The organism is Rhodocaloribacter litoris, assembly GCF_011682235.2.
Classification (GTDB): domain Bacteria; phylum Bacteroidota; class Rhodothermia; order Rhodothermales; family ISCAR-4553; genus Rhodocaloribacter; species Rhodocaloribacter litoris.
The window spans coordinates 3,049,377-3,067,800 of sequence record NZ_CP076718.1; the positions used below are offsets into that span (position 1 = coordinate 3,049,377).

The 18,424-nt window shown below is 67.7% G+C and carries 18 protein-coding genes; 5 read left to right on the forward strand and 13 right to left on the reverse strand.

What is annotated here, in order from left to right; translation table 11 throughout:
* Positions 1-50 precede the first annotated feature (50 nt).
* The 6 genes from GQ464_RS12650 to GQ464_RS12675 form a co-directional block, all read right to left on the reverse strand.
* Positions 51-1,145 (reverse strand): alkene reductase, encoded by a 1,095-nt coding sequence (locus GQ464_RS12650; RefSeq protein WP_166976040.1) that lies wholly within the window; start codon positions 1,143-1,145, stop codon positions 51-53.
* A 91-nt stretch (positions 1,146-1,236) separates the two neighbouring features.
* Entirely contained in the window at positions 1,237-1,845 is a 609-nt protein-coding gene (locus GQ464_RS12655) for a TetR/AcrR family transcriptional regulator (RefSeq protein WP_166976043.1), read from the reverse strand.
* Between the two features lie 94 nt (positions 1,846-1,939).
* Positions 1,940-3,625 (reverse strand): cbb3-type cytochrome c oxidase subunit I, encoded by a 1,686-nt coding sequence (locus GQ464_RS12660; protein WP_166976046.1) that lies wholly within the window; start codon positions 3,623-3,625, stop codon positions 1,940-1,942.
* A 3-nt stretch (positions 3,626-3,628) separates the two neighbouring features.
* Positions 3,629-4,096: a cytochrome c oxidase subunit II gene (locus tag GQ464_RS12665; protein ID WP_166976048.1), complete on the reverse strand. Its 468-nt coding sequence runs from the start codon at positions 4,094-4,096 to the stop codon at positions 3,629-3,631.
* Between the two features lie 4 nt (positions 4,097-4,100).
* Positions 4,101-4,244, reverse strand: a complete 144-nt coding sequence (locus GQ464_RS12670; RefSeq protein ID WP_166976282.1) for a cytochrome c oxidase subunit 2A — start codon at positions 4,242-4,244, stop codon at positions 4,101-4,103.
* Positions 4,245-4,257: 13 nt separating this feature from the next.
* The gene (locus GQ464_RS12675) at positions 4,258-4,506 is read right to left on the reverse strand and encodes a hypothetical protein (protein WP_228350266.1); all 249 of its coding nucleotides are present in this window, start codon (positions 4,504-4,506) and stop codon (positions 4,258-4,260) included.
* A gap of 272 nt (positions 4,507-4,778) precedes the next feature.
* On the opposite strand from GQ464_RS12675, the gene GQ464_RS12680 reads away from it, so the two are divergent.
* Complete coding sequence (locus GQ464_RS12680; RefSeq protein WP_166976051.1) at positions 4,779-6,161, forward strand: mercuric reductase; 1,383 nt, start codon at positions 4,779-4,781, stop codon at positions 6,159-6,161.
* Positions 6,162-6,257: 96 nt separating this feature from the next.
* Positions 6,258-7,559 carry a dihydroorotase gene (locus GQ464_RS12685; protein ID WP_166976054.1) on the forward strand — a complete coding sequence of 434 codons (1,302 nt, stop codon included), beginning with the start codon at positions 6,258-6,260 and terminating at the stop codon, positions 7,557-7,559.
* A gap of 230 nt (positions 7,560-7,789) precedes the next feature.
* Here GQ464_RS12685 and GQ464_RS12690 read toward each other — a convergent pair whose 3' ends face one another.
* Complete coding sequence (locus tag GQ464_RS12690; RefSeq protein WP_166976057.1) at positions 7,790-8,926, reverse strand: glycosyltransferase family 4 protein; 1,137 nt, start codon at positions 8,924-8,926, stop codon at positions 7,790-7,792.
* Positions 8,927-8,972: 46 nt separating this feature from the next.
* On the opposite strand from GQ464_RS12690, the gene GQ464_RS12695 reads away from it, so the two are divergent.
* Positions 8,973-9,875, forward strand: coding sequence for a sulfotransferase domain-containing protein (locus GQ464_RS12695; protein WP_166976060.1), 903 nt, complete (start codon positions 8,973-8,975; stop codon positions 9,873-9,875).
* Between the two features lie 6 nt (positions 9,876-9,881).
* On the opposite strand, the gene GQ464_RS12700 is transcribed toward GQ464_RS12695, so the two are convergent.
* From GQ464_RS12700 to GQ464_RS12725, 6 genes are all read right to left on the reverse strand, one after another.
* Positions 9,882-11,048: a DegT/DnrJ/EryC1/StrS family aminotransferase gene (locus GQ464_RS12700; RefSeq protein ID WP_166976063.1), complete on the reverse strand. Its 1,167-nt coding sequence runs from the start codon at positions 11,046-11,048 to the stop codon at positions 9,882-9,884.
* A gap of 21 nt (positions 11,049-11,069) precedes the next feature.
* Entirely contained in the window at positions 11,070-11,876 is an 807-nt protein-coding gene (locus GQ464_RS12705; protein WP_166976066.1) for a glycosyltransferase, read from the reverse strand.
* Positions 11,877-11,879: 3 nt separating this feature from the next.
* Positions 11,880-12,917 carry an NAD-dependent epimerase/dehydratase family protein gene (locus GQ464_RS12710; RefSeq protein ID WP_166976069.1) on the reverse strand — a complete coding sequence of 346 codons (1,038 nt, stop codon included), beginning with the start codon at positions 12,915-12,917 and terminating at the stop codon, positions 11,880-11,882.
* Between the two features lie 67 nt (positions 12,918-12,984).
* Positions 12,985-13,689: a PIG-L deacetylase family protein gene (locus tag GQ464_RS12715; RefSeq protein ID WP_228350267.1), complete on the reverse strand. Its 705-nt coding sequence runs from the start codon at positions 13,687-13,689 to the stop codon at positions 12,985-12,987.
* Between the two features lie 59 nt (positions 13,690-13,748).
* Positions 13,749-14,522: a class I SAM-dependent methyltransferase gene (locus GQ464_RS12720; protein WP_166976072.1), complete on the reverse strand. Its 774-nt coding sequence runs from the start codon at positions 14,520-14,522 to the stop codon at positions 13,749-13,751.
* A gap of 273 nt (positions 14,523-14,795) precedes the next feature.
* Entirely contained in the window at positions 14,796-16,001 is a 1,206-nt protein-coding gene (locus tag GQ464_RS12725) for a glycosyltransferase family 4 protein (protein WP_166976075.1), read from the reverse strand.
* Positions 16,002-16,100: 99 nt separating this feature from the next.
* Between GQ464_RS12725 and GQ464_RS12730 the strand changes: the two genes are divergently transcribed.
* Positions 16,101-17,180 carry a mannose-1-phosphate guanylyltransferase gene (locus GQ464_RS12730; protein ID WP_166976078.1) on the forward strand — a complete coding sequence of 360 codons (1,080 nt, stop codon included), beginning with the start codon at positions 16,101-16,103 and terminating at the stop codon, positions 17,178-17,180.
* 129 nt (positions 17,181-17,309) lie between these two features.
* A complete protein-coding gene (locus tag GQ464_RS12735) occupies positions 17,310-18,422 on the forward strand; it encodes a 3-keto-alpha-glucoside-1,2-lyase-like domain-containing protein (RefSeq protein ID WP_228350268.1) in 1,113 nt (370 codons plus the stop codon).
* Positions 18,423-18,424 lie beyond the last annotated feature (2 nt).

Consider the following 18,424-nt stretch of genomic DNA (forward strand, 5'->3'; position numbering starts at 1 on the left):
TGGTGTTGGGGGGTGGGTTCGCAGTTCTTCCATACCGTGCTGTGATTCGATCAGCAGCAGGCGGCCGTCTCTTCAAGTGCCGGGTAGTCGGTGTAGCCCTGTTCGTCGCCGCCATAGAAGGTGGCGGGGTCGGGCTCGTTGAGCGGGGCGCCCTCGGCGATACGGCGGGGGAGGTCCGGGTTGGCGATGAAGAGCCGGCCGAAGGCGATCAGGTCGGCATGGCCGTCGCGGAGGACCTGCTCGGCGGTTTCCGGGGTATAGCCGCCGGCGGCGATCAGGGGGCCGTCGAAGTGGGGACGCAGGAGCTCGGGCGCGTGCAGGCGGCGTCCCTCGCGGAACGCCAGCACCACGTCTTCGGGCTCGCGGATGACGTGCAGGTAGGCCAGCCCGTAGGCATTCAGGCGCCGGGCCACATACGTGAACGTGGCGGCGGGGTCGTCGTCGTGCATGTCGTTGAACCGGCCGCCGGGGGAGAGGCGCACGCCGACCCGGCCGGTGCCCCATACGTCGCTGACGGCCTCCACCACCTCCAGCAGCAGCCGCGCCCGGTTCTCGACGGAGCCGCCATAGCGGTCCGTGCGCCGGTTCGTCCCGGACTGCAAGAACTGATCGAGCAGGTAGCCGTTGGCGCCGTGGATCTCCACGCCGTCGAAGCCGGCGGCTTTCGCCAGCTCGGCCCCGCGCCGGAACCGGGCCACGATGCCGGGAAGCTCGTCGGTCGCCAGGGCGCGCGGCGTCACGAACGGCTTCGGTCCTTCGTACGTGAAGGCCTTCCCGGCGGGGCGGATGGCCGAGGGAGCCACGGGCAGCTTGCCGCCGTGGAACGACGGGTGGGAGATGCGGCCGACATGCCAGAGCTGGAGAAAGATACGGCCGCCGGCTTCGTGGACGGCGCCGGTCACCCGGCGCCAGCCCTCCACCTGGGCCTCGCTGTGGATGCCGGGCGTCTCGGGATAGCCCTGCCCCAGCGGGTCCACCTGCGAGGCCTCGGTGATGATGAGTCCTGCCGTGGCGCGCTGGCGATAGTACAGTGCGTTGAGCGGGCCCGGTACGGTGCCTCTGGCCCGGTTTCGGGTCATCGGGGCCATCACGATACGGTTGGGCAGGGTGAGTGGGCCGAGCGGATAGGGTTCGAGCAGTTTCATGCGGGTTCTCCGGTGAAGTGGCTGGAAAATGTTATAGTTGATCGATCATCTATATCGATGATCGAAGAGAAAAAAGGTTACAGGGGATGGTTCAGGGGAAGGCGGGCACCGGTGCTCCGATGAGCCGGAAGGCATCCGGAGCCAGCAGCCGGATCCACTCCGGGTCGTTGTGGGTGTGGGCCAACATCTGCATACCTTGCAAGAAGGCAAAGAGGGCCCGGGCACGCACAGGCCCATCGTCGAGGGAGACCTGGCCGGCTGCCTGTGCATCGGTAAGCAATTGCTCGTAGAAGGTGTAGTGCCTTTCGAAGATTTCGAGGAGCTTCTCCCGGATCGCCGGGTCGAGCGCCATGAGTTCACCGCTCAGGTTGCCGAACGGGCAGCCGCCCGCCCGGCCGCAGGATTGCCGGGTGGTCACATGGTGCTCGTACGTCTTCTGCAGGACGAAGCGGAGCCGCTCGAGGGCGTCCGGGATCTGACGGGCCGGGGCCAGCACCTGCCCTTCATGTGCCTGCCAGTGCGCTTCCAGTGTCTCGACGGTCAGGTCGGCCTTCGAAGGGAAGAAGTAGTAGAAACTGCCCGGACGTACGCCGGCACGCTGGCATAACTCCTGCACGCCCACGTCGGCGTAGCCGCGCTCCCACATGAGCTCGCGGGCGGCCTCGATCAGCTTTTCCCGGGCGTCGCTGGTACGTCCCATGTGGCAGTTTCTTGAGTGATCGTCTAGTCCTCCAACGGGCGGGGCGGGGACGGGTTCCGGGGCGGGGTGACAGCCGGTGTAGCGGGCTTCGTTTTCAATAGATCCGGAAGCCCGGCGAGACGAAGTTGGGCGGCAGGTAGCTGGCGAAGAAGGGGCCGTAGGCGATGAGGATGAGGAGGATCGCCACGATCACCCAGAAACCGATCCGGTCCAGCCGGGCGGTCCAGCCGTCTCGGGCCGGCTCGATGAGGGTTTCGGACCACGGGATGTCTGTGGGGGCCTCGCCGGCCCGGCCTTTCCAGATCGTCATCGCGACCACCACGAAAAAGAGGGCGATACCCGCGAACATGAGCGTGCCGCCTATGCCGGTGAGGATGCCGCCGACCAGCCAGTCGGGATCGTTGTAGGCCGACTGTGCCAGGAAGGTTCGGCGGGGCATGCCTTCCAGACCGGCCGAGCTCATTCCCCGGGCGAAGATGAGCACCCCGATCGTGTAGATCCAGTTCGAAGCCAGCGCCGTTTTGCGTCCCCAGAGCCGCTTTCCCGTCAGATAGGGGACCATCCAGTAGGCCACGCCCATGAAGGTCAGGGCCACGGCGCTGCCGACGGTCATGTGGAAATGCCCCGGCACCCAGGTGGTGTTGTGGATGACCTGGTTCATGGTGAAGGAGGCATTGATCAGGCCGGTGATGCCGCCGAAGACGAACGTGATCATGGCCAGGAGCTGCGCCGAGAGCGAGGGATCGCCCCAGGGGAGCTTCGGGATCCAGCCGAGCAGGCCGCGCCCGCCGTGCGCCCGGCCGCCCATCTCCAGCGAGGCCATCACGCTGAAGGCCGTGATCAGGCTCGGGAAGAAGACGCCGAAGGTCAGGATGGCGTGGACGAACTTGAACCCCTCATGGATGCCGGGATCGGTGTACTGGTGATGGAAGCCCGTCGGGATCGAGAGCAGCAGGAAGAGGATGAACACCAGGCGCGTGAGCGAGTCGCTGATGATCTTACCGCCCGCCTGGCGCGGCACGAGGGCATACCACGATACGTAGGCCGGCAACAGCCAGGCATAGACGATGGCATGGCCCGTGAACCAGAAGAGGGTGCGCGTCAGCAGCGGGTCGGTCCGTTCCACCCACCCCAACGACCAGGGGATCAGGAAGAACAGAAACTCGACGGCAATCGGGAGCGAGGCCAGGAACCACATCACGTAGGAGACGATCGAGATGTGGGCCAGCAGCGGCATGCGCACATCCGGATGCTCCCGCTTCCAGCCCCGCCAGGCCAGCAGCATGTTCAGCAGGGCCAGCCACGTGCTGATCACGACCAGGACGAGGCCCACGTAGTAGGTCCAGTGCGCCTGCAACGGCGCATACGAGGTGTAGAGCACGCTGGCCTGGTTCGTGACGACGGCATAGATCACGAGCAGGTTACCCAGGATCAGCGTGCCGAAGCCGGCCCAGAGCAGCCGGTCGTCCAGGCGGCGCGAGAGCGCCCGTGCCACCATGAGCGGCAGGAAGGCGTTGGCGAAGGAGAACGTGAAGATGATGGCGTTGGCCACACCGTGGGCCGTCAGGCCCTGGTAGTAGCTGCGCAGCGCCGGGAAGTAGGCCAGGATGTCGATGCCCGCATAGGAGAGGGCCTGCGCCAGCCCGTGAAAGATGCCGGCCGTCAGGGCCGCGTAGCCCACGTAGAGCGTCCAGCGAAGCGCCCGGCGCTGGGTTTCCGGAAACACCGGCGGCGCCGGGTCGGCCACGATCGGCGTCGAGGCAGCAACGTGTTCTGCCATGGCTTATTCGACGATGATTTTTCCGTACATGTTGTGATGCCCCGCCCCGCAGTACTCGTGGCAGATGATCAGGTATTCGCCCGGCTCCCGGAAGCGGTACGTCTGGCGCGAGACCTGGCCAGGGATGAGCATCACGTTCACGCGTGTCCCCTCGATGTGAAAGCCGTGGATCACGTCGAAGGTCGTTCCGATGAAGTGCAACTCGGCGCCGGCCGGCACCCGGATCTCCTCCGGATGGAAACGCCAGGCCTGTCCGATGATCACCACGTCGTACCGGTCGGGGCCGGTCTGGTGCACGCCGGGGTTGTCGAACGGCGGTGTGGAGAAAACCTGGAGCGGATCGATTTCACCGGATCGTCCGGGCAGGTGAATGCCCATGGCCACGGTGGCGTACACCAGGGCGGCCATGCAGAGGACCAGCAGCACGCCCCCGAGCGTCAGAAAGGCGCGTTCGTAGGTGTGAACGTTCATCGCCTCAGCGGTTTAACAGCATGTAGTATAAAAGAGCCCAAAATCCGAAAATCATCGCCAGGAAGACGAGCGTCAGAAAGAGTGTGCCCCGCACGTCCGGTTCCCGGGAGGGAGTGGGCTCGCGTGCCGTGGTGTTTTCTTCGGCCATGGTCATGCTGCAATCAGGGTGTAACTTCGGGTGCTGTTCCCTCACCCAGCCATTGCCGTACGCGTCGCGATACCCACCGCAGCCAGACAATGAGCGCGACGAGGACCGGCAGCGAGATCAGCAGGCGGGTGGTGTTCACGTGCAGCGAGAGCAGCTGGTGGAGCGTCTCCCACAGATAGGCCACCAGCGGAATGCCCGGCACCACCACCAGACCCATCCGTACCACCAGCCCCCCGATCGACGTGTGCGCTGAAAGGGTCATACGCAAGACGTTTTGGTTTGTCCGGAATAAAAGGGCTTCATGTCTTAAAATGCAAGGGGCACGCTGATTAAAAATAGCTTATGCCGCCCGGATTCTCTCCGTCCCGGCGACGTCTTCCGGGAAGAGGAGGGGTGGGGTGCCGGCCGTCACTCCGGGCACGACAGGGGGGCGTGGGGCCGGACAGGGAGCGCGTAACGCAGCTCCCGGTTGTCTCTCCCGGGACGGGCCGGACGGCTGCTTCTACTTCTGTTCCTCAACACTCAAAAAGACACATGGAAACGTTCGATCACATCATCCTGGGTACCGGGCAGGCCACCGGTACGTTGCTGGGCCGTCTCATCCCGACGGGCGAGCGCATTGTCGTCATAGAGGGGGCGCACGTCGGGGGGAGCTGCGTCAACTATGGCTGCACGCCCACGAAGACGCTCGTGGCGAGTGCACGGGCGGCGCACGTGGCCCGGCGCGGCCCGTTCTATGGCGTCGAGACCGGCCCGGTCCGCATCGACTATGCCCGTGTGCGGGCTCGCATGAACGAGGTCCGGCACGGCTCGCGCGACGGCCTCACCCGCTGGATGGAGGAGACGCCCAACGTGACGCTGATTCGGGGCTGGGGCCGGTTCGAGGAGCCGCGCACGCTCCGCGTGGGCGAGCGGCGGCTGCGCGGCGGGCAGATCTACATCAACGTGGGGATGCGTCCCGCCGTGCCCCCCATCGACGGGCTTGACGCCGTCCCCTGGCTCGACAGCGCGCGCCTGCTCGACCTGGAGACGCGGCCCGACCACCTCGTCATCGTCGGCGGCGGCTACATCGGGATGGAGTTCGCCCAGATCTATCGGCGCTTCGGGGCAGAGGTCACCGTCGTGCAGCGCGCGCCGCAGGTGATGCCGCGCGAGGACGCGGACGTCGCCGCCGAGATCCGGCGCATCCTCGAAGGCGAGGGCGTTCGCATCCTGTGCGACGCCACGGCCGAGCGAGTGGACGGTCAGCAGGGGGCGATCCGGGTGACGGTCCGGCATGGCGAGGGCACCGAGACGCTCGTGGGGACGCACCTGCTCGTGGCCGCCGGGCGCTGCCCCAACAGCGACCGGCTGAACCTGGAGGCTGCCGGCATCGAGACGGACGACCGGGGGTTCATCCGGGTGGACGACGTCTGCCGCACGAACGTCGAGGGCGTCTTTGCGCTGGGCGACGTGAACGGCCACGGGGCCTTCACCCACACCGCGGTCAACGACGCCGAGATCGTGCTCGACCATCTCTTCGGCGGGACGCGGCGGCTCTCGCAGCGCATCCCCATCTACGCGCTGTTCACCGACCCGCCGCTGGGGCGCGTGGGGATGAGCGAGCGGGAGGCCCTCGCCTCGGGTAAGCGCGTCCTCAAGGCCACCCGCCCCATGAGCCGCATCAGCCGCGCCAAAGAGATGGGCGAGACGCAGGGCTTCGCCAAGCTGCTCGTCGACGCCGACACGGACCGGATCCTGGGCGCCGCCATCCTGGGACCGAACGGCGACGAGATCGTCAACATGTTCGCCGCCATCATGCACAGCGACATCCCGTGCCGGCGCTACCGCGAGGTCGTCCTGGTCCATCCCACCGTGTCGGAACTGATGCCGTGGATCCTCGACGACCTCGAGGAAGTGGAGCCCGCGGAGGCCTGACCGGGAGGCCACGGCTTTTTTGCAGAAGGAAAGCGCCGCATGGTGTACCTTGGGGCCGGTTTGTCCCACCGACACCCTTCCATGCTCGCTGCTGTCATGACCCCGGACCTTCTCCTCAAGGGCGGCCTGCTCCTCGACCCCGAGACGGGCGCCACCCGCCGCGCCGACGTGCTCATCCGCGACGGCCGCATCGCGCGCATCGCGCCGGACCTCGACGCCGCCGGCGTGCCGGTCTACGACGCCTCGGGCAAGATGCTCTCGCCGGGGTGGATGGACATGCACGTGCACCTCCGCGAGCCGGGCTTCGAGCACAAGGAGACCATCGAGACGGGGTGCCGGGCGGCGGCCTTCGGCGGCTTCACGGCCGTGGCCTGCATGCCCAACACGAACCCGCCCATCGACACGCCGGAGGTCGTCGCCTTCATCCGCGAGCGGGCCGAGGCCACGCCGGTGGACGTCTACCCCATCGCGTGCGTCTCGGTGGGGCGCAACGGGGCGGCGCTCACCGGGGCGGTGCTGGCCGGCCTCGACGCGCTGGCCGGGGCCGGCGCCGTGGCCTTCAGCGACGACGGCTCGCCGGTGCAGTCGAGCGCCCTCATGCGGCAGGCCCTCGAAGCCGCCGCCCGCCTCGACCGGCCCATCATCAACCACATGGAGGACATGACGGCCGGCCCGAAGGGGCACATGAACGAGGGCGCGGTCTCACGGCGGCTGGGCATCCGGCCCGTGCCCGCACTCTCCGAGGAGATGATGATCGCCCGCGACCTGTTGCTGTGCGAGCTGACCGGCGGGCCGCTCCACGTGGCGCACCTCTCCACGGCGAAGGGTGCGGCGCTCGTCCGCCTGGCGAAGGCCCGCGGCCTCCCCGTGACGGCGGAGGTCTGCACGCACCACGTCACGCTCACCGACGAGGCCGTGGCGGCGAGCGGGTGCGACCCGAACACGAAGATGCACCCCCCGCTGCGCACGGCGGCTGACGTGGCGGCGCTGAAGGAGGCCCTCCGCGACGGCACCCTCGACGCCCTCTGCACCGACCACGCACCGCACGCGCCGGAGGAGAAGGCCGCGCCGTTCGAGGAGGCCCCCTTCGGCATCCTGGGGCTGGAGACGGCCTGGGGCCTGACGGGCCGCGAGCTGATCGCGCCGGGGGTGCTCTCGGTGGCCGAGGCCGTGTACAAGCTCACCGTGGCGCCCCGCCGCATCCTGCGCCTGCCCGTGCCGCGCCTGGCCGAGGGCGAAGCCGCCAACCTGACCGTCTTCGACGCCACCACACGCTGGACCTTCGAGGAACGCCACATCCGCTCGAAGAGCCGGAACACGCCGTTCGTCGGATGGGAGATGATCGGGCGCGCCTGGGCGATCTACAACAAGGGGCAACTCGTGACAAACGAAGGTTGAAGCGGGAACGCCGGGAAAACCTTCCTTCAACGAGCGGGACAGGCCATGTCGTGGTGGGAGTTGCTTGTCGATTTTTTCCTCGTCTGGCCCGGGGACGACCTGGATTCGCACGACAAGAGGCGGGTGGCGCTCGGATGTGTGCTGGTGCTCGTGCTGCTGGCCCTGATCGTCGGGGGAGTGGTATATGTGCCCGCCCGGGCGGAGGGCGGGCGATGCCTGCACGACGCCTTTCACCGGGTCGGGGTGTTCAGGAGCCGTTCATACAGGGCGACGAGGCGCCCGGCCATCCGGTCCCACAGGTAGTGCCGGGCCGCTTCGGCGGCGGCCGCCGAGAGGCGGGCATACGTTTCCGGCTCGTCGAACCAGGTGCGGAGGATCCGCACGGCGGCGGCCGCGTCGCGCGGATCGACGACCGCCCCGCAGCCATGGGCCTCGATGAACGCCCGCCACCGGGGGAAATCGGAGCACAGGATGGGCAGGCCGTAATAGAGGTATTCGTAGAACTTCGTCGGGAGCGTTTCGACGTAGTTCGGCTCCGGTTGCAGGAGTGCCAGGCCGGCGTGGGCTTCGTGATAATACGGTTCCATCTCGTTCCACGGCAGATAGCTTTCCCATCCGGCAAGGCGTATGATCCCGGCCAGTCGTTCCGAACGGATGCGTGCTTCGGCGGCGGCGCGGTCCCTCGAGACGCGGCAGACGCCCGCGAGCGTGAGGCGCCAGGACGTGCCTTCGTCTCGGGTGATTTTCGCTATGTCGAGCAGGACGTCGAGGCCCCGCGCCCGGCCCTGCGTGCCCGCGTAAAGCAACTCGAAGGACTTTTTCGGGGGCGGCTTCGGAAGCGGCGGCCGTGTTGCGGGCGGGCGGAAGTAGTTGAGGATGAGGGTGTGCGGGACCTGTGCGTCTGCCACGACCGGCAGCAGGCTGTCGGAAGCAAGCACCACGTGATCGACCCAGTGAAAACACCAGCGTTCGAGTGCCCGGAGGGTCCGTCCCTCGAGCCCGCCGCGCCCGCCATAGTCTTCGTGCATGTCGTAGACGATGCGGGCACCGGTGGCTTGCTTGAGGGCACGGGCGATGGGGATCAGTTCCGGGTCATGGAAATGATAGAGATCGGCCTGGAGGGCCCGGGCTGCGCGAAAGGCACGGCCGAGCACGCCCAGCCGCCGGTTCCGGCCGCGGGCCACGGGTAACGCCGTCACCGGCATGCCCTCGACCACCTCCGGCCGCGTGTGCGGGGCCACCACGCGCACGTCGAAGCCCGCCTCTTTCAGGGTGCGGGCCTCCCGGTCGAAGATGCGAGGATCCCGAAGCGGGTGTACCGTCGTCAGGTGGACGACGCGTGGAGGAGTATGCCCGGGGAGATGCATCACAGCCTTATTTTTGACCTGGATACGTCAAAGCCTGACCGAGGTCATGACCTTACCCAACTTTGTCATCGCCGGTGCAGCCAAGTGCGGCACCACGTCGCTCTATCACTACCTGAAGCAGCACCCGGATATCTACATGAGCCCGGTCAAAGAGCCGCATTTTTTTACGTTTGAAGAGGGTGTTCCTGATTTTCATGGTCCCGGGGACGAGTGGCTTGCCCGCACGGCGGTGACGGATCCGAATGCCTACCGGGCGTTATTCGAGGCGGCCTCGCACGAGCAGGCGCGCGGTGAGGCGTCGCCGCTCTATCTCTACGACGAGCATACGGCGGCGCATATCCAGCGTTATGTGCCTGAAATGAAGATCATCGTGCTCCTGCGCAACCCGGTCGACCGCGCCTATTCGCATTTCTGGTTCATGGTAGCCGGGCGACGTGAACCCCTGCACGACTTTGCCGCCGCGCTTGCGGAGGAGGAAAACCGGCGGCAGGCCGGCTGGGAATGGTTCTGGCGATATACCGATCTGGGTTTCTACCATAAACAGCTCCGGCGCTATTACGAGGTTTTCCCGGCCCATCAGATCCGGGTCTATCGGTATGAGGAACTGGCCTCACGCCCACGCGCCCTGTTGCGCTCCGTTTTTGAGTTTCTGGAGGTGGATCCGGCGTTCGTGCCGGCGTCGTTGCCCCGGTACAACGTCTCCGGACTTCCACGGCATGTGCTGTTGCATCGCCTGGTGACGGGCGACCATATGCTCCGGCGCACCTTCCGCCGGTTATTGCCGCTGAACCTGAAACGCCAGTTTCTCATCCGGTTCAAGAGCTACAATCTTCGCAAGCCGCCGATGGATCCGGATTTACGGGTCCGGCTGGTGCGTCTGTATCGCGAAGATATTTTACGGCTGCAAGATCTTCTGCGGCAGGACTTCTCCGACTGGCTGCGTGTTTGAAAAGGCTCAACGGTCCGTTTCAAAGAAGGCGTGGACGGCGTTCACGACCCGTTCGGCGTCGTGCTCCGTCATGGCCGGGTGCAGGGGCAGGCTGAGGGCCTGCGTGTAGTAGCGGGCCGTTTCCGGGCAGTGTGCTATCGAACAGCCCAGGCGCCGGTAATAGGGGTGCATGGGCACGGGGATGTAGTGCACCTGGACGCCGAAGCCGGCGGTGCGGAGGTGGGCGAAGAGGGCGTCCCGGTGTCGCGGCGGGGGCGCGGTCACGCGTACCACGTAGAGGTGCCAGGCGTGCGTGCCCTCCGGTGGTTCGGCGGGCAGGTGCAGCGGCAGCCCGGCGAGGGCCTGCGTGTAGTAGCGGGCCAGGTGCCGCCGGTGCGCGTTGTAGGCGGGCAGGTGGTGCAGCTGGCTCAGGCCGAGGGCGGCGTGCAGCTCACTCAGCTTGTAGTTGAAGCCCAGGACCTGTTGCTCGTAGTACCAGGGGCCCGGAGCCGGATACTCGAGCGCGGCCGGGTCGCGGGTCATGCCGTGGGTCCGGAACAGCCGGAGCCGCGCCGCGTGCCGCGCATCGTCGGTTGTCACCATGCCTCCCTCGGCAGCCGTCATGTTTTTGACCGGGTTGAAGCTGAAGGCCGTCAGGTCGGCCAGTGCCGAGCCGACGGGGCGCCCCCGGTAGGCGGCACCCGGTGCGTGGGCGGCGTCGGCCAGCAGGAGGCAACCAGCCTCGTCGGCGACGGCCCGGAGCCGGTCATAGTCGCTCGGATGCCCGGCGAAGTCGACGGTGAGGAGGGCACGGGTGCGGGGGGTAACCGCTGCCCGGGCCGCTTCCGGGTCGAGGCAGAGCGTCTGCGGGTCGATGTCGGCGAAGACGGGGATGCCACCCAGGTAGCGCACGGCATTGGCGGTGCCGGCGAACGTCAGGGCCGGCACGATCACCTCGTCCCCCGGCCCGATGCCAGCGGCAAAGCAGAGGCCGTGCAGGGCCGCCGTCCCGCTCGAGAACCCGACAGCGTGCCGGGCTCCCACGGCTGTCGCGAACGCTGCTTCGAACGAAGCCAGCCGGTTTCCCTGCGAGAGGATCGGATCGCGCAGTGCCGCCGTCACGGCCGCGATATCCTCCTCCGTCACCAGCGGGCGGCTGTAGGGCAGAAAAGGCGGGGCAGGATCGTGGTGCATGGGTCGTTCGTGCCGGATGCGTCAGCCGTGGGAAGCATGTCGTCGCAAAACCGCCCGGCCTGCCCGGCGTGCGGCCATCGCGAGCCGGTTCCAGAGGCGCTCGGCCCGCACGACCACCATCGACTCGGCGTCGCCGGGCGGCAGGGTGACGGCGAACCGCTCGCCGAGCGCCCGGCGCGGCACCCGCAGGCAGTTCACGATGCGGTTGTACAGGTTCTGCCCGTGCACCACCTGGAGCCACATCGGGGCGGTGGTAACTTCCCACACCGGCCCGACCTCGGCCAGGCGACGGTGCGGGCGGCACCAGACCGTCCGCATGTTCTCGACCGGTTCCATCATCGTGATGAACGGGTTCGACGTGCGCCGTGCCGCGTACAGCTTGTCCCGGCCGAACACATATCCACACGTGAAGTTGAGGAACGCACCCGTGTGGGGACGAAAACGCTGATGTACGTTTTCGACGAAGTCCCTCGCCAGGGCATCGTCGCTGTCGAGGCGGGTGGTGAGGACGTAGGTGGCCTCTGAAGGGATCCGTTCCCGGACGAAGGCACACATCCTTTCCGGCGACAGCGCTTCCACGAAAAGCGGAACGAAGGAGTCCCACCGGGCATACGCCTTTACCTTTTCCCGAAAAGAGGCCGGCAGGCGGGTGTCAAAGAAGACGAGCCAGGTGAAGCGCCGTTCCGTCTGGGAACGCACCGAGGACAGGCAGAACCGCTCGAAGAGGTCGAACCGGTGCCGGAGCCAGGTCGGGTCGTCGACCAAGTGGTCGGCCACGCCCATGCGGACGTTGAAGGCCGTCAGGATGAAGTGAGTGAAGGGATGCATCGGTCAGGCTTCTCGTCCACGCGGGAGGCGGGTCTGGACGGATCGCGCCGGGTGGGCGGCGATGATCCGGCGGAGGACGGCTTCCAGGTCGCGTTCGATGGTGAAGCCGGTCCAGGCTTCGAGCTTGGTGGTGTCCGGGATGCGCAGGTGCACGTCTTCGAAGTGGGTGCCGTAGGCCGATTCGTAGGGGACGAAGGTGATCGGGGAGGAGCTCCCGGTCAGGCGGACGATCATCTCGGCGAGTTCGCGGATGGTCACGGGGGCGCACCCGCCGACGTTGAACACTTCACCGGCCGTGTCGTCGCGCTCCATGAGCAGCAGCATGGCGGCGACGGCGTCCTCGACGTCGGTGAAGCACCGGCGCTGGCTCCCGTCGCCGTGGACGGTGAGCGGCTCGCCCGAGAGGGCCTGCGCGACGAAGCGCGGCACCACCGGGCCGTGGCGGCCCACCTGGCGCGGTCCGATCACGTTGAAGAGCCGGACGATGACCGTGTGCAGCCCTTCCTCCCGGTGTTTTGCCAGCGTCAGGAACTCCTCGACGGCCTTGATGCCGGCATACGACCAGCGATGCACCTCGGTGGCGCCATAGACGCGGTCGGCGTCTTCGCGGAGGGGGGCCTCCGGCAGCACGTCGAGTGCCTTGCCGTAGACCTCGGAGGTGGACGTGAGCAGGAGCCGGGGGCGGTAGTGCGTGACCAGGTCGAGGATGGTGTCGATGGCACGCAGGTTGTTCAGGATCGTCTGGCTCGGCGTCCACGTGGCGAGCCGGACGCCGACGTACGAGGCCAGGTGGTAGAGGTCGTCGCAGGCGGCCACGAGCGGCGCCATGAGCTGCCGGTCCGTCACGTCGGCCTCGACGAAGCGGAAGCGCGGGTGAGCCATCGCACCGGCGAGGTTGTGCAGGGTGCCCGTGGCCAGGTTGTCCACCGCCGTCACATGGTGACCCCGCGCCAGCAGCGCATCGACCAGGTGCGAGCCGATGAAGCCGGCGCCACCGGTCACCAGGCAGCGGCGTGGCGTCTCGGCGTGGTTTGTCGGCATGGAATGCGCCATGAGGGAGGTACCGGGCAAGCAGGGTTTTTCGGGGTTTGGGGTGCGCGGCGCGGGCTCAATATATCGCACGGACGAGCATAAACGCTTCTGCTGCCGCCCGCCCACAGACGCTGCCCCATCGCCGGGCTATAGCCCGTAGTGCCTCCGGAGAGCGCGGGTGAGGATACGGCCGCGCCTCGCTCTCGTAGCAGGCCATCGCGGCCAGCTTGCGCTCGAGTGTGGCCGTGATGTCGACGAAGACGGTGGGCCGGAAGGCGGGGGCGAACTGCCCGAAGGCGTACTCGGTGGAGGACGGGATCTCGTAGGCGAGCACACGCTGCACCGGCGTGCCGACCATCGGGCGGGTGGCCGTCAGCGTGGCGCGGTAGACGCGGGCGTGGTCGATGTTGAGGTCGCCGCCATGCTGGGTGAAGACCACCTCGGGCCGGACCGCGTCGATGAGTCCTTCGATGCACTTGACGAGATCGAGGAGGGGGACGGTGTCGAAGCGGTTGTCGGGCAGGTCGAAGAACTGCGGCTCAGGCACGCCGAGCGCGCGGGCGGCGGCGCGGCTGTGCGCACGGAGTGCGGCGACGGCGGCCGGGTCGGCGTCTTCGCGGCGGCTGTGGCGCGAGGTGATCCCTTCGCCGAGGATGGCGACGTGGACCGTATGCCCTTCGTCGGCCAGCCGGGCCAGCGTGCCGCCGCAGCCGAGCACTTCATCATCGGGGTGGGCGGCAATCACGAGAACGCGGCTCACTTCGTTTGCGTCGTTGGTCACAGGTTCTCATCCTTGGAGGCGTGGCGCTCGTCCGATGACGGAGTCCCACGTACGACCCCTCACACGTCGCCCGAGACGATGCGGACGTGCTTGACGTTGACGAACGGCTCGCCGCGCGCATACCCGGGTGCCAGCTCGTCGCGGACGGCGGCAATCATGGCCTCTGGCGCGTGCGTCCGGGCCGTCATGCGGAAGAGCGTCGTGGTGGTGTAGTAGGCGAGGAAGGCATCGAGCGTCGGGTAGGTGATGCGGTTCTCATGCGTCTCGGCCGTGAAGGCGAGACCCCGGCGTTCGAGCTCGGGCTCGACGGCGCGCTCAAGGAAGCCGAGCGCGTGCCGGTCGATCTCCGAGATCTCGCCGAAGAGGCGGCGGTGGAGCGCGTAAAACGGCCCGTTGTTGCCCGTGCCCGGCCCGCTCAGGACGAAGCGCCCGCCGGTGCGCAGCACGCGCAGCATCTCGTCGAGTGCCTTCGGCCAGGCGTCTACGTAGTAGAGCGCGTAGTTGCACATCACCCGGTCGAAGCGGCCGTCGGGATAGGGCAGGGCCTCGGCCGAAGCCCGGCGTACGGCGAGGCGACGGTGGCGGGGTGCCTCTTCGAGGTAGGGATCGACGCCGTGGGCATCGAGGTCGTAGTGTTCGAGGAAGTCGGCCAGGTGGTGGCCGGGGCCGCAGCCGACGTCGAGCACGGCCAGGCCGTCGGTCAGGGCCATGCAGTCGCGGAGGCAGGCCGTGAAGTCGAACGTACCCATCGCCGTGTTCGAGGTCAGGCGGTGGGATACGTCGGCCGTGCCCTGCGGTTCGTCTTCATACAGGATGCGTGCCGCGTTCCCCATGGCAGAGGGCGGAGGACGGGGGGCAGATTGATCTTCGGGCATCGGGCGCAGCTAGCTTCTACCGTTCATCGTGGCGGGGCGATCGCATCGCCGATCTCCCCATCGTCATTCCCGCAAAGGCGTGCGGCGTGCAGACGCCGCCATCCAGCCCGAAGGTCTCCTGCCTGCGCAGGGGCAGAGTCTGGATCCCCGATCGGGGTCGGGGAGGACCTCCGCGGTTCAAGGCGGAGCTACCCGGGCGCGGCGTTTCTCGGAAAACGTGCTCTCTGGGTTTCATGGGGCGGCAGGATCAGGTTCGGCAGCCGGCGTACGTGCCACCCGGACGACATGTTCGGCCACCATGCGGGCGGTTGCCTCCACCGATGCATGTTCGGCCACCCACTGCCGGTTGACGGGGGCGATGCGGGCCTTCAGCGCGGGCAGGCGATCCACGACCCCGGTGAGCACGTGGGCCAGCGAGGCTTCAGGGGCGACGAAGACGGCGGTCTCGGGGGTGAGGAAGGAGCGATTGCTGGCGATGTCGCTCACCACGGGGATCACGCCCGCATACATGCCCTCGAGGATGCCGACGGAGATGCCGTCGCGGGGCGGTACCGAGACGAGCACGTCGGCGGCGGCCCAGATAGCGTTCATCTCCTCACGGCTGAGGAAGCGGTCGAGCACGCGGGCGCGGGGGTGCGCGGCGAGGGCATCGAGGTGAGCCTGCACGGCCGGCGTGCGCTCGTGGCCGAGTGTGAGGACGACGACGTGCGCCCCGGGCCGGGCCGCGAGGAGGTGGCCGAAGGCCGTGAGGATGCGCTCGGGGTCGTACCAGTCCCGCAGGCCGCGGGCGCTCACCACCACCGGCACACCGGGGGGCAGGCCCCACCGGGCGCGGGCCTCGGCCGGGTCGGGGAAGACGTAGTCGGCCAGGTGGAGGCCCCAGAAGGCCGGGATCACCCGCTCCGGCGGCACCGGATAATGCGTGCGGACAAAGTCGGCCAGCCCCGCCCCATCGGTGAAGATGAGCTGCGCCCGGCCGAGCACCCACCGAACGAGCGGGCGGAAGATCCACTGCTTCCAGCCCTCGAACGGGTAACCGGCCACGTCGTACGTCCACGTGTTGAGCAGCAGGGGGCGGAAGCCGGTGCGGGCGCCCATCCAGCCGTAGCTGGTGGCATAGGAGGGCATGAACACGTCTACGCCCAGGGCCGCTAGCAGCCGCCGCAACGGCCGTACCGGCCCGCAGAAGTCGATCCACGACATCGTCTTCGCCGAAGCGTGAAAGGGCGGGCGAAGATACCGCACCGCGACGCCATCCAGCGGGGCCGGCGGCGGGTGGAACGTCAGCAGGGTCACCCGCAGCCCCTGCCGGGCCAGCGCCGGCAACCACTTCTGCACGTGGTAATTGTCGCCGCTGCCGAAATAGGCAAGGTGAACCGGCGTCGTCATCGCCTGCATGCTCCGGAAGGACGTGTAAAACTTCGGTTCAAAATACATATCCACCCGGTTTTTATCTTGCGTGCGCATCGCCCGGCTTCGATTTTGGGCCGGGGCTTTCGCGCTTGAAGTCTGTTCCCTGGTACAACATTACAGCCTATGTCCACCTATGCGATCATCATGGCCGGCGGCATCGGCAGCCGGTTCTGGCCCAAGAGCCGCCTCGATCATCCCAAGCAGTTTCTCAGGGTGTTCGGCGACAGCACGCTGATCCAGAACACCGTGGCCCGGCTGCAGGGGCTGATCCCGCCGGAGCGATGCTACGTCGTCACCCACGAGCGGTACGTCGAGCGCACGAAGGCCCAGCTTCCGGCCGTGCCGGCGGAAAACATCCTGGCCGAGCCGATCAGCCGGAACACCGCACCGTGCATCGCCTATGCGGCCGTGCGGCTGCTGGCCCGGGACCCGGACGCCACGATGGTGGTGCTTCCGGCCGATCACGTCATCACCGACGTGCGGAAATTTCACACCGTGCTGCGGACGGCCATCGAGACGGCGCAGGAGCCGGGCGCCCTCGTCACCATCGGCATCACGCCGACCTACCCGGCCACCGGCTATGGCTACATCCAGTTCGAGGGCAGCCTCGACCAGCTCGACGAACAACCCCGGGCGCTGCGCGTTCGTACCTTTGCCGAGAAGCCGGACACCGAGACGGCCGAGCGCTTCATCGACTCGGGCGATTTCCTCTGGAACAGCGGCATCTTTGTCTGGCGTGCCGACGCCATCCGCGATCAGATGGCCACCCACCTGCCGAAGGTGTTTCAGGCCTTTGAGCCCGTGGCCGAAGCCGTCGGGACGGAGCGGGAGCGGGAGGTCGTCGCGGCGGCCTTTCAGAACAGCCCCCGCATCTCCATCGACTACGGGGTGATGGAACGCGCCGGCAAGGTGTACGTCGTGCCCGCCTCTTTCGGCTGGAGCGATGTGGGCGACTGGCGGGCCGTCTATGAACTGAGTGAGAAAGACGAGCACGGCAACGCCCTGCAGGGTAACGTCATCGTGCACGACGCGAGCCGGTGCCTCGTCCAGAGCGACGACCGCCTCGTCGTCCTCATCGGCCTTCACGACACCGTCGTCATCGACACCGAAGATGCCGTTCTCGTCTGTCACCGGGAGAGTGCCCAGCAGGTCAAGAACGTCGTCGATTACCTCTACGCCCACCAGCTCACGCGGTACATCTGAGCCCGGACCGGCCGCGGGCGTTGCCTTTTCCCGTCCGTGCCCGGATATTGCCCGGGGCAGGGCCTGCCCCCGGTTTCCGTGTGTACCCGGTGTTCCGTCTCCGATGCGTTCATTCGATCCCTTCGTCTCATGAACCCGCCGCGTCGCTTTTGCCTCTTTCTGATCACCAGCTGCCTGCTCGTCATGCCCGACCAGATCGTCCATGCCCAGTCCGGCTGGAAACAGCACGACATGGATCGCCCGCGCCCGCCGGTGGTGACGCCGGCTCCGGCGGCGGCCCCCGTCCCGCCTCCCTCGGACGCCATCGTCCTTTTCGACGGCACCGACCTCTCGGCCTGGGAGGCCCACGTCGGCGGTCCGGGTGTCTGGACGCTGGCGGGCGACTACATGGAGGTCAATCGCCGCAGCGGGCGGCCCGCCCCCTGGAAGGTCGGCGACGGCTACTTCGAGGTCGTGCCCGGCTCCGGCGACATCCGCACCCGGCAGGCCTTCGGCGACATCCAGCTGCACCTGGAATGGGCCGCGCCCGAGGTCGTCGAAGGCGACGGGCAGGGACGCGGCAACAGCGGCGTCTTCCTGATGGGGCTCTACGAGGTGCAGATCCTCGACTCGTACGAGAACCCGACGTACGCCGACGGGCAGGCCGCCGCCGTGTACGGGCAATACCCGCCGCTGGCCAACGCCATGCGCCCGCCGGGCCAGTGGCAGGCGTACGACATCGTGTTCCGCCGCCCCCGTTTCGGCGAGGCCGGGCAGCTCCTCGAACCGGCCCGGATCACGGTCTTCCACAACGGCGTCCTGGTGCAGGACGCGGTGCCCCTCTTCGGGGTGACGATGTGGCTCCAGCACCTGCCCTACCGCCCCCACGCCGACCGCCTGCCCCTCGTGCTGCAGGACCACGGCAACCCGGTGCGCTTTCGCAACATCTGGGTGCGCGAGCTGCCGGAGACGACGCCCGGCGCCCCCGCCGTCGCCTATCCCGCGGGCATCACGCTGCCGGCCGACGTGCTCGACCGCTACGTGGGGCGTTACGGCTCCTGGGAAGTGCGCCGCGACGGCGAGGTGCTGCGCATGCATTTCTTCGGTCCGCTCTGGCTCGAGCTCGTCCCCCTCTCGACGACGCGCTTCACGCTCAAGCACACCGCCGGCCTGCTCGACTTCGACCTCGACGCCGGCGGTGTGCCCCGCCGCGTGACGTTCACCCTGGGCGGTGTGCCCATGCCGGCCGAGCGCACCGAATGAGG

What these genes read in the sequence shown, in the direction of transcription:
- GQ464_RS12685 (WP_166976054.1), top strand. Translation starts at nt 6,258, where the DNA reads ATGACCCCGGACCTTCTCCTCAAGGGCGGCCTGCTCCTCGACCCCGAG.
- GQ464_RS12665 (WP_166976048.1), bottom strand. Translation starts at nt 4,096, where the DNA reads ATGAACGTTCACACCTACGAACGCGCCTTTCTGACGCTCGGGGGCGTG.
- GQ464_RS12650 (WP_166976040.1), bottom strand. Translation starts at nt 1,145, where the DNA reads ATGAAACTGCTCGAACCCTATCCGCTCGGCCCACTCACCCTGCCCAAC.
- GQ464_RS12735 (WP_228350268.1), top strand. Translation starts at nt 17,310, where the DNA reads ATGAACCCGCCGCGTCGCTTTTGCCTCTTTCTGATCACCAGCTGCCTG.
- GQ464_RS12660 (WP_166976046.1), bottom strand. Translation starts at nt 3,625, where the DNA reads ATGGCAGAACACGTTGCTGCCTCGACGCCGATCGTGGCCGACCCGGCG.
- GQ464_RS12690 (WP_166976057.1), bottom strand. Translation starts at nt 8,926, where the DNA reads ATGCATCTCCCCGGGCATACTCCTCCACGCGTCGTCCACCTGACGACG.
- GQ464_RS12680 (WP_166976051.1), top strand. Translation starts at nt 4,779, where the DNA reads ATGGAAACGTTCGATCACATCATCCTGGGTACCGGGCAGGCCACCGGT.
- GQ464_RS12695 (WP_166976060.1), top strand. Translation starts at nt 8,973, where the DNA reads ATGACCTTACCCAACTTTGTCATCGCCGGTGCAGCCAAGTGCGGCACC.
- GQ464_RS12725 (WP_166976075.1), bottom strand. Translation starts at nt 16,001, where the DNA reads ATGTATTTTGAACCGAAGTTTTACACGTCCTTCCGGAGCATGCAGGCG.
- GQ464_RS12675 (WP_228350266.1), bottom strand. Translation starts at nt 4,506, where the DNA reads ATGACCCTTTCAGCGCACACGTCGATCGGGGGGCTGGTGGTACGGATG.
- GQ464_RS12730 (WP_166976078.1), top strand. Translation starts at nt 16,101, where the DNA reads ATGTCCACCTATGCGATCATCATGGCCGGCGGCATCGGCAGCCGGTTC.
- GQ464_RS12655 (WP_166976043.1), bottom strand. Translation starts at nt 1,845, where the DNA reads ATGGGACGTACCAGCGACGCCCGGGAAAAGCTGATCGAGGCCGCCCGC.
- GQ464_RS12720 (WP_166976072.1), bottom strand. Translation starts at nt 14,522, where the DNA reads ATGGGGAACGCGGCACGCATCCTGTATGAAGACGAACCGCAGGGCACG.
- GQ464_RS12700 (WP_166976063.1), bottom strand. Translation starts at nt 11,048, where the DNA reads ATGCACCACGATCCTGCCCCGCCTTTTCTGCCCTACAGCCGCCCGCTG.
- GQ464_RS12670 (WP_166976282.1), bottom strand. Translation starts at nt 4,244, where the DNA reads ATGGCCGAAGAAAACACCACGGCACGCGAGCCCACTCCCTCCCGGGAA.
- GQ464_RS12710 (WP_166976069.1), bottom strand. Translation starts at nt 12,917, where the DNA reads ATGCCGACAAACCACGCCGAGACGCCACGCCGCTGCCTGGTGACCGGT.
- GQ464_RS12705 (WP_166976066.1), bottom strand. Translation starts at nt 11,876, where the DNA reads ATGCATCCCTTCACTCACTTCATCCTGACGGCCTTCAACGTCCGCATG.